This is a genomic window from Turicibacter faecis, from assembly GCF_037076425.1.
Lineage (GTDB): Bacteria > Bacillota_I > Bacilli_A > MOL361 > Turicibacteraceae > Turicibacter > Turicibacter faecis.
The window spans coordinates 1,584,657-1,599,991 of record NZ_AP028127.1; the positions used below are offsets into that span (position 1 = coordinate 1,584,657).

At 34.8% G+C, this 15,335-nt stretch carries 14 protein-coding genes and 2 other RNA genes; 2 read left to right on the top strand and 14 right to left on the bottom strand.

Translation table 11 applies throughout. The annotated features are described in order from the left end of the window. Nucleotides 1–75: 75 nt before the first annotated feature. The 5 genes from deoD to AACH31_RS07580 form a co-directional block, all read right to left on the bottom strand. Nucleotides 76–786 (bottom strand): purine-nucleoside phosphorylase, encoded by a 711-nt coding sequence (gene deoD / locus AACH31_RS07560; RefSeq protein ID WP_161830809.1) that lies wholly within the window; start codon nucleotides 784–786, stop codon nucleotides 76–78. A gap of 29 nt (nucleotides 787–815) precedes the next feature. After that, a complete protein-coding gene (gene deoC, locus AACH31_RS07565) occupies nucleotides 816–1,478 on the bottom strand; it encodes a deoxyribose-phosphate aldolase (RefSeq protein ID WP_161830808.1) in 663 nt (220 codons plus the stop codon). A gap of 234 nt (nucleotides 1,479–1,712) precedes the next feature. Beyond that, nucleotides 1,713–2,798, bottom strand: a complete 1,086-nt coding sequence (locus tag AACH31_RS07570; RefSeq protein WP_161830807.1) for an AI-2E family transporter — start codon at nucleotides 2,796–2,798, stop codon at nucleotides 1,713–1,715. Nucleotides 2,799–3,037: 239 nt separating this feature from the next. Continuing rightward, on the bottom strand, nucleotides 3,038–4,069 hold the full coding sequence (locus tag AACH31_RS07575; protein WP_338617342.1) for an RnfABCDGE type electron transport complex subunit D: 1,032 nt from the start codon (nucleotides 4,067–4,069) through the stop codon (nucleotides 3,038–3,040). 191 nt (nucleotides 4,070–4,260) lie between these two features. Next, on the bottom strand, nucleotides 4,261–5,022 hold the full coding sequence (locus AACH31_RS07580) for a tRNA threonylcarbamoyladenosine dehydratase (RefSeq protein ID WP_161830805.1): 762 nt from the start codon (nucleotides 5,020–5,022) through the stop codon (nucleotides 4,261–4,263). A 417-nt stretch (nucleotides 5,023–5,439) separates the two neighbouring features. Between AACH31_RS07580 and ssrS (AACH31_RS07585) the strand changes: the two genes are divergently transcribed. Together ssrS (AACH31_RS07585) and ssrS (AACH31_RS07590) are read left to right on the top strand one after the other, a co-directional pair. After that, a non-coding RNA gene (ssrS, locus tag AACH31_RS07585) (6S RNA) lies at nucleotides 5,440–5,630 on the top strand. A 118-nt stretch (nucleotides 5,631–5,748) separates the two neighbouring features. Further along, a non-coding RNA gene (gene ssrS / locus AACH31_RS07590) (6S RNA) lies at nucleotides 5,749–5,938 on the top strand. A 72-nt stretch (nucleotides 5,939–6,010) separates the two neighbouring features. On the opposite strand, the gene AACH31_RS07595 is transcribed toward ssrS (AACH31_RS07590), so the two are convergent. The 9 genes from AACH31_RS07595 to AACH31_RS07635 all read right to left on the bottom strand — a co-directional run bounded on the left by AACH31_RS07595 (nucleotide 6,011) and on the right by AACH31_RS07635 (nucleotide 15,296). Continuing rightward, a complete protein-coding gene (locus tag AACH31_RS07595) occupies nucleotides 6,011–6,859 on the bottom strand; it encodes a beta-1,6-N-acetylglucosaminyltransferase (RefSeq protein WP_262953513.1) in 849 nt (282 codons plus the stop codon). Between the two features lie 10 nt (nucleotides 6,860–6,869). Further along, a complete protein-coding gene (pssE, locus tag AACH31_RS07600; RefSeq protein ID WP_161830803.1) occupies nucleotides 6,870–7,340 on the bottom strand; it encodes a PssE/Cps14G family polysaccharide biosynthesis glycosyltransferase in 471 nt (156 codons plus the stop codon). After that, a complete protein-coding gene (pssD, locus tag AACH31_RS07605; protein WP_161830802.1) occupies nucleotides 7,337–7,801 on the bottom strand; it encodes a PssD/Cps14F family polysaccharide biosynthesis glycosyltransferase in 465 nt (154 codons plus the stop codon). Before pssD ends, pssE begins: the two co-directional genes overlap by 4 nt. A gap of 14 nt (nucleotides 7,802–7,815) precedes the next feature. After that, the gene (locus AACH31_RS07610) at nucleotides 7,816–8,790 is read right to left on the bottom strand and encodes a glycosyltransferase family 2 protein (protein ID WP_262950187.1); all 975 of its coding nucleotides are present in this window, start codon (nucleotides 8,788–8,790) and stop codon (nucleotides 7,816–7,818) included. A gap of 9 nt (nucleotides 8,791–8,799) precedes the next feature. Beyond that, nucleotides 8,800–10,371: an O-antigen ligase family protein gene (locus AACH31_RS07615; RefSeq protein WP_262950188.1), complete on the bottom strand. Its 1,572-nt coding sequence runs from the start codon at nucleotides 10,369–10,371 to the stop codon at nucleotides 8,800–8,802. Then, nucleotides 10,361–11,548, bottom strand: a complete 1,188-nt coding sequence (locus AACH31_RS07620; RefSeq protein ID WP_161830799.1) for a glycosyltransferase — start codon at nucleotides 11,546–11,548, stop codon at nucleotides 10,361–10,363. Before AACH31_RS07620 ends, AACH31_RS07615 begins: the two co-directional genes overlap by 11 nt. A gap of 39 nt (nucleotides 11,549–11,587) precedes the next feature. Then, nucleotides 11,588–12,556, bottom strand: coding sequence for a glycosyltransferase family 2 protein (locus AACH31_RS07625; RefSeq protein WP_161830798.1), 969 nt, complete (start codon nucleotides 12,554–12,556; stop codon nucleotides 11,588–11,590). Between the two features lie 175 nt (nucleotides 12,557–12,731). After that, the gene (locus AACH31_RS07630; protein WP_262950189.1) at nucleotides 12,732–13,730 is read right to left on the bottom strand and encodes a glycosyltransferase family 2 protein; all 999 of its coding nucleotides are present in this window, start codon (nucleotides 13,728–13,730) and stop codon (nucleotides 12,732–12,734) included. A gap of 42 nt (nucleotides 13,731–13,772) precedes the next feature. After that, nucleotides 13,773–15,296 (bottom strand): hypothetical protein, encoded by a 1,524-nt coding sequence (locus AACH31_RS07635; RefSeq protein WP_262950190.1) that lies wholly within the window; start codon nucleotides 15,294–15,296, stop codon nucleotides 13,773–13,775. Nucleotides 15,297–15,335 lie beyond the last annotated feature (39 nt).

The window sequence follows — 15,335 nt, forward strand, 5'->3', positions numbered from 1 at the left end:
TTTTTCTTTTCATAAACATTCTTAAACTTGATACAAAAAGAACAACCCCTTAGAGGTTGTTCTTTTTAATTAAGATTACGCTAACTCTAATGCAATCTCCATCATTTGCGTAAACGTATTTTGACGTTCTTCTGGAGTCGTTGCTTCATGTGTCACTAATGAGTCAGAAACAGTTAATAAACATAGCGCATTAACTCCTGCATAAGCCGCATTCATATATAAGGCAGCAGCCTCCATTTCAACCCCCATAACGCCCATTGCGCCCCATTTTTTCCATGAGTCTTTTTGAGCGTCATAGAATGTATCTGAAGATAAAATGTTTCCTACTTTAACTTCGATTCCTTTTTCTTTTGCAACATTTACAGCTTTATTTAATAATTCCCATGAGGCAATAGGTGCGTATGTTCCTGGAAGCTCATATTGAGCCGCATAGTTTGAATTTGTACAAGCACCCATTCCAATTAATACGTCACGAATTTTAACATCTTCACGGATAGCCCCACAAGAGCCAATACGAATTAAATTTTTCACACCGTAAAAGTGAATTAATTCATAAGAGTAAATACCAATTGAAGGGATCCCCATTCCAGAACCCATTACAGAGATTTTTTTCCCTTTATAAGTTCCTGTATACCCAAACATATTACGAACAGTATTAAACTGTACCACGTCTTCTAAATACGTGTCGGCAATAAATTTAGCACGTAAAGGGTCTCCTGGTAATAAAATAGTTTCGGCAATTAAGCCAGGTTCACTACATTGAATATGCGGTGTAGGAATTGTCATAAATCTCGCTCCTTACTTATGTATAAATTTTAGTATGCTGTCGTATTATCTTTTCCTTGAACTAAAGCAACTCCACCTGAAGTACCAATACGGTTTGCTCCGGCTTCTACCATCGCTTTCATATCATCTGATGTACGAACACCACCAGCTGCTTTTACACCTACAGTTTCTCCAACTGTTTGACGCATTAAACGCACATCTTCAACAGTTGCTCCGCCAGTTGAGAATCCAGTTGATGTCTTCACAAAGTGGGCACCTGCTTTCACTGACATCTGGCAAGCTTTTACTTTTTCTTCATCTGTTAATAAACAAGCTTCAATAATTACTTTAACTAGTGTACCGTTGGCTGCATCAACGACACTTTTTACATCTTCGTACACTAATTCCCAGTCACCATCTTTCGCTGCACCAATATTGATAACCATATCAATCTCAGTTGCCCCTGCTTCAATGGCACACTTTGTTTCGAATGCTTTAACTTCTTTAAACGTTGCCCCTAAAGGAAATCCAACAACTGTACAAACCTTTACGTCTGTTCCTTTTAACTGATCGGCACATAATGAAACCCACGTTGGATTTACACAAACAGAAGCAAAATCATGCGCTTTTGCCTCTTCACATAACGCTAAAATTTGCGCCTTCGTTGTTTCAGGTTTTAAAACAGTATGATCGATATATTTACTCGCCTTCATAAGGTACCTCCTCATTACATTGATCAAAAACGATCTAAGCCTTCTTTAGTATAGCTGAAGTTTGAAAGATTATATCAAAAAATAAAAATATTCTTTGTTCTGTTCATTTTCCCGTCTTTTAAAATAAAAAAATGAAGACGTCTTACAAACAACACACGCTTCATTTTACCAAAAAACGTTTTATTTTAAAACAATTATTACAAAATAATTACAAAATCCGCCTAAGTCTTCCACCTATTTAGTTCCCCGTTTTATCTGAATCGCGTACGTCACTAACGTCCGTCCGACAAGAAAGACAGGAATTGCAAAAAAGATTCCCATCAGACCAAAAAAGCTTCCCGCAAGCATCATTAAAATCATAATAAACAGAGGGTGCATATCTAAATTTCTACCAATAATAAAAGGTTGTAAAAAATTCCCCTCGATTGCCTGTAAAATTCCTAAAATAATAATTACAACAATGACCTTATTCCACGAAATAGACAATGCAAAGATAATAACTGGAATCGCACCGATAAATGGTCCAATGAACGGAATAAAATCGGTAAGACCGATTAAAAACCCAAATAATAAAGCATAATCAATGCCTGCAAACATTAAGAGGACTGTTGCAATCAAAGACACACAGACCATCACTAAAAAGACCCCTCGAATATATTCACCTAGCGACCGATCTAAAAGTTGTGAAATTCTCACGACATGAGGACGATATTGACTAGGAAAAACTCCGACCAATCCTTTAACTATTTTTTCATAATCCTTTAAGAAGTAAAATAATGCAATTGGTACGATGACAATAAACATGAGCGAACCTATAATGGAGAAAATTAAATTAAAGGTAAAGCTACTTACTTCCTGAATGTGTTCAGAAATTGCCCCCATCCAAGAAGGATACTGACTAAAAAAGAACTCACTTAAATGAAGCCCCATCTCATGATCAAAAAGAAGTAATTGATTTTGAATGGCCGTTAAATAGGTCGGTAAATTTAAAATTAAATCATGAACCTCGCGTATCAATGTTGGCAAAAACCAAGAAATACCTCCATATAATCCCCCAAAAACTCCCCCATAAAATAAGGTAACTGAGATTACACGAGGCAATCGTAATCGTTCTATCCATAAAATAAGCGGATGAATTAAATAGGCCAGTAAAAAGGCCACGAAAAATGGAAATAGACTACTAAATACTTCTCCCCAAATTTTTTTCCATACGGCGGATGTCTGAATGAATAAAAATAGGATTACTAAACTGACTAAAAAGGCCACTGAATATAAAACATAACGTATCATCCGATGATGTTTATTAAAAAATTCATCCATCTCTATCACCTCATTAACTCAAATCATTGCTACCCTTGTCTTTATATTATAAGTTTATCAACCTCAATTATGCTTATTTTTCTCTATATCCATAAATATCTCGTTTACTAAGGAGCACAAGCTCTTCCGATAGTCGTAAAAAAAATTTCTACTCCATTCCCTTTTTTAATAAACATCCTTATTAAAAAGGCCCCACCTGGTAAAGTAGAGCCTTCATCTAAGTTTCAATGGCGGTGTCCTCACCCCAACCGCTTCATTTGACCGACTAAAAAAACAAGTCCTTGTAAGAGCAGAAGCACCAAATAAGGAGCAATGACAAAGTGTACAAAATAACAACCAACAGCCGATAACACCGCTGCACCTACCACATAAATATATTTAAATGAAACAATTCGAGAAAAGGTAACCGCATCTGGTAACAGAAAAATCCCACTTAATACGATCGATCCATTCAGTAAAAAAAGTACCGTCAACCAAAGGGGTTGTCCGATTAAGATTCCCATTAATCCACCCGTTAAAATGTAGCCTAAAAAATAAACGACGACAACCCGCCACTCAATGACGCGGCGTCGCATTAAAAACAAGGCACTAACACATAACGGAATAATTAACGTATAACTCATTCCCCCTTCAAATAAACCAAAAATAACATTCGTCATCGAATAATAATGCTGTTTAAAAGCAGTCAATGATGAATGAAGCTCATAGACGGTCGTCCTATATGGGGCTGTCAATGAAGGTGAAATATCAGTTAATCCTAAATTATATTGAGTTGCCATAAGGCCAATTACACCTGCTACATAAGCAATCAAGACCGGGTGAAAGGTATAATAGGAATATCCATGACGGGTATTTTGTGAAAAAAGGGCAACAACTGTTATGGCCACACAAAAAACAGAAATAGGTGCGTCTAAGGAAAACATTAAAATTAATAACATTGTGTTTAAAACCGTTGGCCTATGAAGTGGAAAAAGTAATCCTTCCTTTAATTGGCGCGGAAGTGTTCCCACTAAAAAAGCAGCTAACCAGTCTATTAGAAACGCATAACCCACAATCCCCCCAAACTTCACAACGTGTACTTTTACTATTTCAAATGCTATCTTTTGACCTAACTGGCCAATCGTGGAATAATAAGCAAATTCCACAAATATCCCTAATAGAATTAAAAGAACAGTCACCATTAAAAAATGTTGCGTTTGGCATTTAACATAAACACGTCGCTCTTCATACTCCTTGGCTTTTTTCTTTATAACTTCTTGAATCCTTTTCATGTTCGAATCAACTCACTCCCTTTTCAATCCATTCAAAATAATTATATTCTATCACGTTAATCCTTTTTTTGGTATATAAGTTGATGACTATTTAAAAAAAGATTAGCATGGCTAATCCTTTTGAATAAATCTTCTTTCAATCATCAATGGAGACTCCTCATCTAACTTAACTTATTTACATAAAGAAGCCCTTACTGTCCTTTACGTTGAATCGGAATAGATTTTGTTAATTCTCGAACCACATAACTTGCTGCAATCAACCCTGCAACACTTGGAACAAAAGCATTTGAAGCAGGCGGTAATTGTTGTTTACGAACTTCGCTCTCCTCCTTACCAACAACTTTCAACGTGTCTTCTCGACCAATAATTGGACTCTCTGTTGAATAAATAACTGGAATTTTCCCACTGATCTTTTCCTTCTTCAATTTTGTTCGAATCACCTTAGCGACTGGATCATACGATGTTTTCCAAATATCTGCGATTTCAAACCGTGTCGGATCCAATTTATTAGCGGCTCCCATTGAAGAGATAAATTTAATCTTACGTCGCAAACATTGCTTAATTAAGTGAATTTTGAACGTAATCGTATCTGAAGCATCAACGATAAAATCAATCGGATAGTCAAAAAGTTGCGGTGCTGTTTCCTCATTATAAAACATATGGAGTTGAACCACACGGCAGTTTGGATTAATCTCGGCAATTCGTTCGGCCATCACTTCAACCTTTGGTCTTCCTACCGTCTTAAGTGTCGCATGAATTTGACGGTTCACATTCGTTATATCTACTACATCCTTATCGATTAAAATGAGGGTTCCAACTCCTGTACGTGCCAATGCTTCCGCGGCAAAAGAACCTACACCACCAATACCTAAAATCGCAACTGTACTATTTTTTAAAATTTCTGTTCCCTCGGGACCGTAAACTAATTCATTTCTAGAAAATTGATGTAACATATTTGTGATACTCCTTACGCTTCTATTTTTATAAACCGATTATACCGTTATTATCTTCAAATTACTACATATATACAAATAAATCGTCTCATTTTTCACCTTCTTTCTTCTTGTAAAACAGGATGGCCTCACCCACACTAAATAGTTCATCATTTTTTTTATTTTTTTATCATAAAGATGTATTATTTTAAAAGACTCTGCTCATAATAGTATTGTCAAGAAGAGAAGTAAATAGACAGTGAGTATTTATTGAAGTTAAAATACTTATATTTCGGATTTAGAGTATGCAATATCAAGTCGCTGCCTATCCAATAATTTTATATATCGTTGATATGTTCAATTCATTATTGCCCTTCTTGATGACGTATATTCTGAATTTCCCTACGTGGATTGTAACGAATATACTCTTCTACTTAATCATCCCTAGATTGTGCGTATAGTGATTAGTTGTTGAATCCGAACATCTCTGATAAGGGAATCTGGCGTTCTAATATGGTGTTGAATGCTTAACCACTTCTTTGGTTAAGACTCCTAATATATTAGACAGGATACCCACCTGCTACCTTAGCGGGTTTTTATCCTAACACTTACGGCAATTTGGGCCCATTAAGTTAAGCACGAGAAATAATTCTCGTGCTTTTTTTAGCTTTTTTGAACCCTCTATAAAATCATTTATTTATATCTGTAAACTCTTGTTTTTTATCTCAGAACATGATAGAATTTAAACAACATCTGAGGTATGCGTAAGGTGATTAGTTCTTTAAATCCGAACACTTCTGATAAGGGAATCCGATTCGCTAATACCGTGTTGAATGCCTAGCCTTTTCCGCCTAGGACTCCTAACGTATTAGATACGATGCCCACCTGCTAATTTAGCGGGTTTATATCCTAACACCTACGGTACTTCGGAGAAAACACAAGCCCCGGCTTGTGTTTTTATTTTATCTAAAAAAAGAAGGTATCTGTCTAAATGACGATACCTTCTTTTTTATTTTATCTTACAGTAAACCCAATCAATAATCTCACAATCGACATCACTATCAAACTTGCGAGCAAATAATTCTGGACTATCGAGCAGCAAATCGGCATCTGACATCGTATACGTCTTAGGATTAGCGCCACCATCCCATTGAATTTCCCGAAGTGTTCGATTAATCACACTCTCTTTAAAGGGTGAATTTAAAATAAGGGTCTGTATAAAGTGCTCATCTGCACAAATCGTATGTTTAAACTGGCGAATAAACTCCGGATGTTGTTGTAAATAATCAAGCACATACGTCACACAATCACCCGATAATGTAAACCAGTTTGCCCCCTTGTAAACAGTAAACCCCTTTAAGTTAGGACGCATCGGAAATCTTTTATACAGGGAGGAAAGGAACGCATTCACCTTGGCAAGCGGACGAGCACGATTATATTTACAATCTGTTAATAGATAATACCCCTTCACCCGCCAATAATCCTGATTTTTACGAACCTCTAAAAATTGATGCCCAACATATTGTTGAAGAAAACGTGTAACCTCTTCCTTTGATTTAATAAATAAATCTTGTCCACTAATTAGGTGATAAAAATCATACGTTTTTCCTCTGGTTTGTTTTAATAACGCCACCATCGCTAAAACCTGAGAATAACCACCCCAATGAATACTAATTCGTTGTTTAACAAAAAATACATGAGGATTTTCATTAAAATATTGACTTAACGAAACAAACATCTCCTCACTTTTTTGATCAATGTGAACATAGACCTGATGGTTTTCATCGGCAATCCATTCAATGAGCCGCTTCGTTTGCTCTTCATTTTTGTGTGCCATCATTAAAAAAGCTTGCTTCATTTTTCTCACCCTATTTTAAATATTTATCTAATCGTTGATCAATGAGCGATTCCATATTGCCCTTTTGTTGAAACTTTGCTGGCGTAAATTTTTTAGCACGCTCATACAACTCAAGAAAGTCCTCTCCGTCATGGTAAGTTAAAATACAGCCAAGTTCCTCTAATTTATTTGCCAACTCAATTTGATGGTCGTTTACATGCTCCTGGTATTTTTTCAACCGCGGAACAGCAATAATTCTTTTTTGACTTTTCACACCTTGTAAAATCGAACCTGCCCCTGCATGCGTCACAATCAGATCAGCTTTCTGATATAACTTTTCCATCTCATCATTTGACGTAAAATCAAATAATTTCATTTTATTCGTTTTGTACTGATTATGCCCGGCTTGCACCACGACTTCTTCCTGATCGGCTACCTGTTCAACTAAACGGAGTAATCGCGTAAAATCTTGCTTTTGAGTTCCACATAAAACTAAAATCAAAATAAACACCCTCCTACAATAGCATTCGGATAAACTTCTAATAATTCTTCCCATTGAATATAAAAATCCGTCGCAATCTTATACATCAATTTTCCACTCATTGACGGGCTATGAACATTGGCAACCGTTTCAATATAGATAACCTTCCGTCCGAATAGACGACCATAAACACACATCGGAATAGTTGAATGAACACCCGTTGAAACAATTACTTTTGGATTGTACTTCATAAAATAAATAAATGAAATGAGCCAAACGTAGAGATATTCAAAAATATAAATCCAACCATCATTCTTCGAACAATACATTAAATACTCAGTTGGAAAAACACTATCCTGAGAAATCTTCGTTTTCTCCGTGACAATCACGCCGTGATATTTTTCGATTAAATGACTTAACTGCAACAGCTCCGTATAATGGCCGCCTGCACTTGAACAAAATAAAACTTTTCCTTTTTTCACGTCTAATCACCGCATTATTTTTTAAATTTAACCTTCGTCAGATAAATGACCCTTGATAACATCTGATAAAACAATCGATTCGTACACTTGTAATATAGATGTTTTTTATCTTTTTTACTCATAAGATATCGATTTTTCTTCCAATTGGGAAAACATTCATTTAACAAACGCCATCCCTCGTTTAAAATCCGCTCTCGGTCTTTTTTATCTCCTATTTGAGACGCCCTTAAAAATGAACTTCCTAAAAAATACTTTAATGTTAAATATTCGAGCTCCTCATGATATTCTTCCTCAAGACCATGACACTTATAAAAATCAAAAATATCATAAAAAACAGTTAACATATCGCCCACTTTTGCATTTTGCGTATAAGTAATCGAATCTTGTCGTTGAACATAGTAAACAAGGGGTTCGGAAACATAAGCTATTTTTTTTATAAACGGGGCTACCCGGATGGAAAAGGAACTATCTTCATACCTTAATCCAACTGGAAATTCAATTCCTAATGTTTCAAACCAACTTCTTTTATAGAGCTTATTCCACACCGTAGGCATCATCTCAACGAGCATCTCTTTTGAATGATGGTAAGGTCCATCTATTTGACGCTTGAGTTGATCGGGGTATGCCCAATAAAAATCACACGTCGTTACCTCAGCATCCGCCTTCATCGCCGCGTCGTATAGCTTTTCAAACATCGTCTCATCTACGTAGTCATCACCATCAACAAACCCAAAATAATCTCCACGCATATGTTTCATTCCATAGTTTCTTGCATCTGATAATCCACCGTTTGGTTTTATTAAACTTTTAATCTTATTTGGATAACGTGCTTGATAGCGTTCAATAATCACATGCGATTCATCAGGAGATGAATCGTTAACAACAATAATTTCAATATCTTCGAGCGTTTGGTGAACCAACGATTCTAAACAACGCTCTAAATAGTTCTCCACATTATAAACGGGTACAATGACACTTACCTTGGGCATGATTTCACCTTATCTTTCTATATTAACATTTTTTACAGAAGTACATAAAAATAAGGTCATCGCAATAAATCCTAAATATAAATTGGTAAATAGTTCATCTATTACATGACCACTATAGTAAGCAGCTCCAAGCCCAACCCCTACCGATAAAAGAAGCATTAAGTTACTAAACTTAACAACCTTCTTAAACTGGAGTAATGCTCTAATGGTTGAAAGGAACACCAGTAATAAATAAGGACCAACAAATAAAATAACTCCAACGAATCCCATTGTATAAAGTTGGCGCCATCCATCTTGTTCAAGGATCAATTCTCCTTCACTCAATCTCGAGAAGCCCATTCCTAACATTTTTTCCTTAGTATCCATCATATCCCATTTATACTCTGCAAATAATTTTTGTAATTTTCGTCCATCGCTTCGCTTTTCAAATGGCTCATTCAAAACAAAGTTCCAAAATTCTGGATCAAACTCAATCGGATAACTTTTATCGTAATAAATAGATGGGAACGTAAATAAATATGAGTTTTCCCTCAATACGGCAATCAACACAGCGTCTTTTCCCTCTTTATCATCGACGTGTTTTTGAAGTTGCTCCACTTGATTTGACATTTGGTTAATTCCGTCGGACTTCTCTTCTTCTTCCTTTAAATTTTTAATTAATTGCGTATTACTCTCCTGATATTTAATGGCTGGCGTATACGGATACACAACAACTGTTAAAGCAATCATCGCAATAATAATCATAAAAAACTTTAATCTAAAGGGGTTTAACCTTAAAACACTGCATCCAATATAACTAAACAATGCCGCAATAGCAACTAAAACAACACCGAGTGTAGCCACGCGTGTTCCGATCATCATCATACAAAGTGAATGTAACATGATGAGTAGAACAATTGGCCATTTTTGTTTCACCTCGTATAAAACCTTATACAATAACGGCAATAACATAAATAATAAGGCCCCTAACACGTTGGCCGCAGGGTACCAACCTTTTGACATAAGTAACTTAGGATCTAGTCCCTCACGATAACTTTCCGTAAACCACGAAATAAAGTTAGCTTCTGTCATTCCACCATAACTTCCTAGTGAAACATGAAAAATATTCGTTATAAAGATAACAGAACATGTAATAAGTGAGACACTGATCACTAATTTATTAAGTGTCTCTTTTGTAAACTGGGCTAAATATGTGCAATACATCATTAAAAAAGGCAGCACCAGAATTAAAATGTATTTAATCTCTATTTTAAAGTCAGCCCTAAAATTAGCCGGTAAATGAATATCTAATTTTTTCATTCCAATAAGGTGAAAAACTGAATAAATTCCAATGACAAGAGCACAACCCAATAGGAATGGAAAAGATTTCTTCTTATTTTTATCAATAAAAAAGAACCCTATCATTGCTAAAACTGGAAGGCCTAAAAAACGAATAATCGTTGATGGAACGATAAGCCCATATCCCTTTAAAAAATCGTTTGCAAGATAATCCAGCTCAAGAATGGGCTGAATCACTAACAATACAAATACCGCTACTGAAAAAACCTTAACTCTATCCATTTCTCTAAACCTATTTACCATATGTCCCCTCCACTAATTGATTAAATTGATCAATAATAACACTGTTTTTATAATGATAATTTTCTAAATTTTGACGCATTGCGGTTAATAAAGACGGATTTACTAACACATTTTTCATTGCCTCATAAAATTTTTCCTCATTATTTTCTGTAACAAGCCCATATTGATCTCCTTTTAATTGTTCTTCGATTCCTGCAACCTCAGTTGCAATAACAGGCGTTTTGCAAATAAATGACTCAAACACAACGGTTGGTAACCCCTCATACCTTGACGGAAGTAAAAAACAGTCAGCAAGCTTAAAATAAGCAAATGGATTTTCCTTAAATCCAATGAGTTTGAAAGTTTCTTGACACCCAAACTCTTCTATTGCTTGACGAAGTGCCGCTTCATCTTCACCACTTCCAATAATCATAATCTGATGATCAAACCCCTCACTCATAAGCCTACGGTGAATGTTAATTAGGCGATCGTACCCCTTTTGTTCAACCAATCGACCAACACTTATAAATGTTAACGCGTCACCTTTAAATAATTTGACATATTCCTGTGGTACTTCTTGTTTTGATTTTTCTTTAATCATTTTTTCTTGAATGACGTTATGAATGACTTTAACCTCTTCTTTTAAACCAAAAACCTCTTGATAAGATTTCGCTGCAACCCTTGAAACAGCCACATTTTCATCGATCAATTGTAACACCTTTTTCATTAAAGGCATATGATTGGCTGAAAAATTTTGTTTTTTATAGTCTAAATGAACCCAATTAATCTTTTTACGACTATTCCCATATGCCACAAAAATGGTACAAAAACCTTCCTTAAATGCGATTTCTACATCGTAAGAATCTAATTTCATTTTTTTCCGCTCAGCCTGAATTTTTTTACCTATGCTTCCCGTCTTCATTAAAAAAAGTAAATATAATTTATTTAAAATTAAACGAAGATTTTTACTTTTTATCACCTGATTTAATGGTTGATCAATGACCTTAAAGAAAGGCGACCCCTCAATAACACGAATGTTCGCTGGAATATCCTTTAACATCTCTCCGTGTTTATGTAAGACTAAAACATCTATTTCATGAGAGGTGTTTGCCCCTAATTCCTGCAATAAATTATTTAATACTCGAGAGACGCCTCCAAGTGTCATTTCATCTGTTACAAATAAAATTTTCTTTGACATCGTTTCACTTCCTATCTTTGATTTATGACAAGGCGTAGCCTATTTCAATTTCTTTTTTAAGAAGTGTTTACCTGCTAATAACCATCGAACAATAAAAAATAATTTATACTTATACAAAGTTAAAATTAGACGATCTTTAAAAGAATACGTTTTAACATATTTATTTTTTAACCAATTTGGGTAATATTCATGCATAAAATCAATCGCTCGATTTAAATACTCCCCTGCATCTTTCACATTTAGTTGACGTGAACACCCATAAAATATTAAATTTTTGATGTATAAATATTCCACTTCTTCTTGATAATCCTCTTTAAAATGTTCTTTAATTAAGCCAAGTGCCGTATAGATATCCAAGCTTTTTGTTGAATACGTGTTCATGATGGATCCTTCACGTTGAAAGTACTGATAAAAAGGTTCATTAATCTTTACAATCTTAGAAGCGTTAGCTAAAACCATCGGGATACAACCTAAATCCTCATACCATATTCCGACTGGAAACTTAATATCTTCGAATAATGATTTTTTAAATAACTTATTACACGCACTGTTGTCAATCGTCAATAAAGAGGGATGAGTCTTCACACTTCCAGACTCAAAGTTCCCACAAGATACCGTCTCAATTCGCCCCCCGTCATAGACATTATTAAGATCACAAACCACAATATCCGCTTGAGTAGATAGAAGTAATTGATACATCTTCTCGCACATGTCGTGACTAACCCAGTCGTCACTATCGATAAAGAGCACATATTCTCCTCGAGCGTAATGAAGACCGTGATTTCGGGCATCCGCTAGCCCTCCATTTTGCTTAATGATGGAGATTACCTGCTTAGGATAATCTTTAACAAATTCATCAATAATCACTTGGGATTGATCAGGACTTCCATCATTGACACAAATAATTTCAATTTCCTTCATCGTCTGATTGACTAAAGAGTTTAAACACCGAGCAAGATATTTTTCTACATTATAAATTGGAACGATAATACTAATGATTGGATTCATTCTTTTATCCTACACTCCCTTCATTTACAACAGTTTTTTTAGCTTACCTACAATCAAGCAAAACTCACTTAAATAAGAGGTCGCATCGACTTGTTTTATTGTTTTGATTAAACAAGACTCCGTATTCCTGACCTTGTCTTATATATACTCTACTTACAACTATATTTCCGATGAACTAGGACCTAGCCGATTTCACTTTATTGACGGTATGTTGTTTAATAAACAAAATGGTTTTTAAAATGAGAAAATGTTTGTGATACAATAACTTGAACACTACCTTTTCTTTTTTAGATTGTTTCTGAATATACGGGTTCTCAACCCATTTTGGAAACTTTTTATTCATATAAGAAATCGCCTTTTTCAAATAAAGGTCACCATTCTCAAACTTTCGCCAATTCAAAAGACTAGTTAAAATAACGTGTTCAACATAAAGGAATTCTATTTCATCCTTATATTGATCGTAATATCCATTTGATTTATAATAGTCCTCTATAAGCTCAAGTACTTTATAAATATCTAATACTTTTTCATTTAAGGTTGCCATAATAGACCCTTCACGTTGAATATAGTGAACAAATGCTTCTTTAACATGGGCAATTTTATTCGTATTCATGATAAGTCTTAACGTCGTTGCTAAATCTTCATACCATAATCCCTTTGGATAACGGATATCTGTCTTTAAAAATAAATCTTTTTTATATAATTTATTCCAGGCAGATGGACCGCTTAACAACACGTTCCTCATAAAGTCAGTAGATTCCTGTCTTATCCCTGAAATATACAGACTTTCTTTTTCCTTCGTCTCCCAATCCATGACAAAGTCACAGATTACTAAATCGGCCTCTTGCTCTCTCGCCGCCCTATACATTTTTTCAATCATCTCAGGTTCAACCCAGTCATCACTGTCAATAAAGGCAACGTAATCTCCCGATGCAAGATTTAATCCATAATTTCTTGCATCACTTAATCCCCCATTTTCTTTTAAATAACCTTTGACAAGGTGAGGGTATTTTTCGACGTATTCATCAACGATTTTTTGTGATTGATCAGGACTTCCATCATTCACACAAATAATCTCTATTTCTTGAAACGTTTGTGACACTAACGATTCTAAACACCGTTTTAAGTATTTTTCTACTTTATAAATAGGAACAATAATACTTACTTTCACCATTATAAAAGCTCCTTTAACTCTATCATTTTTATTAATCATCATTTATTTGCGACGGAAAAACGGAATCTTCATTCTCCATACAAACTTTCTAAAATCTTCAAATAGGATATAGTACGTCAAGGTATACATCAGAGTAATGATTGCCCCAATCCCACTTGTGACGATAAACCACATCAGCATATTAGAGACTCCGTTTGGAAATAGTCGCTTCCAAATAAACATTCCGACTAATGTTAAAATAAACATCAATGCCGTCCGACTCATAACTAGGCAATAATATTTTTGAGCTGACATCTCAAACACTTTAGGATAAACTAATTTCGCTGTCATCATTAAGTCAATGGCATAATACATGACAAACGTTCCTAATAAAATTCCTACAATTCCTAATGGCTTAATAAGAAGCAAAGAGATTCCGAGATTGACAATAACTGATAAAATCGCAATCATTCGTGTTTCTTTAAATAAACCATTAACATCACGAAGAATCAATAACGGCTCTCGAGAAACAAGATAATAAGTATTCATCGTAAATAAAAACACACCTGCATAAGATAACACATACATTTCATCTTTCATCCATAAGCGAACGAAGTCATTTGCCGTAATAAATAAAATACTTGAAACAATCGAACTTAAAAAGAAAGAGAAATTGGCATACTGCAAAAATGTTGAATACTTATGATCCTCATCACTTGAGAATAAGTTTCCGAAACTATCCGCTGGCGCCTTAATAATACTATATAAAATCTTAATTAAACTCGAACAAATCATATTATAGGCATTATAGACATTTGTCATTAAAGGCGAAATGAAATAAGTTAACAATAAAGGATCCGTATTTGATAAAGCGACCCCGGCAATTCGATGAACAAAAACGTGCTTTGTATTCTCGAGCGTACTTAAGTCGCGGCCTTCCTTATTATCCCTCAAATAAGGATATAACTTCAACGCTTTCTCCCTCGAATAAGCATATGAAATGACCGTTAAAATTCCATCAATAATTAAAACAACTTCAAAAGGAAGCCCCATTAACGCAATCACAATTGAAAATAAAGAACGTAAAACCGTAATAATTTGAATTCCTAAGTTTATTTTATAATATTGTTGGTCAGCCTGTACGACGATATTGGGTCCCATTAAGAAGTAAGAAATAACAACTGGGATAAGTAATAAAAAGTAGATACTATAAATCATAAAGGCTGAAATAGTACCATCCTTTTGACTAATGAATAACGGTTGGACAATCCCTATAATAAACCCTAAAATTCCAATAACCAGCCCTATTTTTCTAAACAGAAATACTGCACCATTATAGAGCTCAGTCACCCGCTTGTCATCTTTCTTTGCTAAAGGTTGATAGAGAATCTGTTGAAAAGCAATCCCAAATCCCCCTTCAACTAGACTTAAAACCCCCATTAGTTGAATCATTGTAGAGTAGAGCCCATTTATTGATCCACCATAAATACTTGAAAATAAACTGAACTTTATAATCCCCATAACGGGTAAAATTAAATTCGGTATTGTTGTCACAAGCATATTTAATAACGAATGTTTCATCCGCATAAAATCACCTCTAATTCTATAGTCTTTCCTATCAAATGA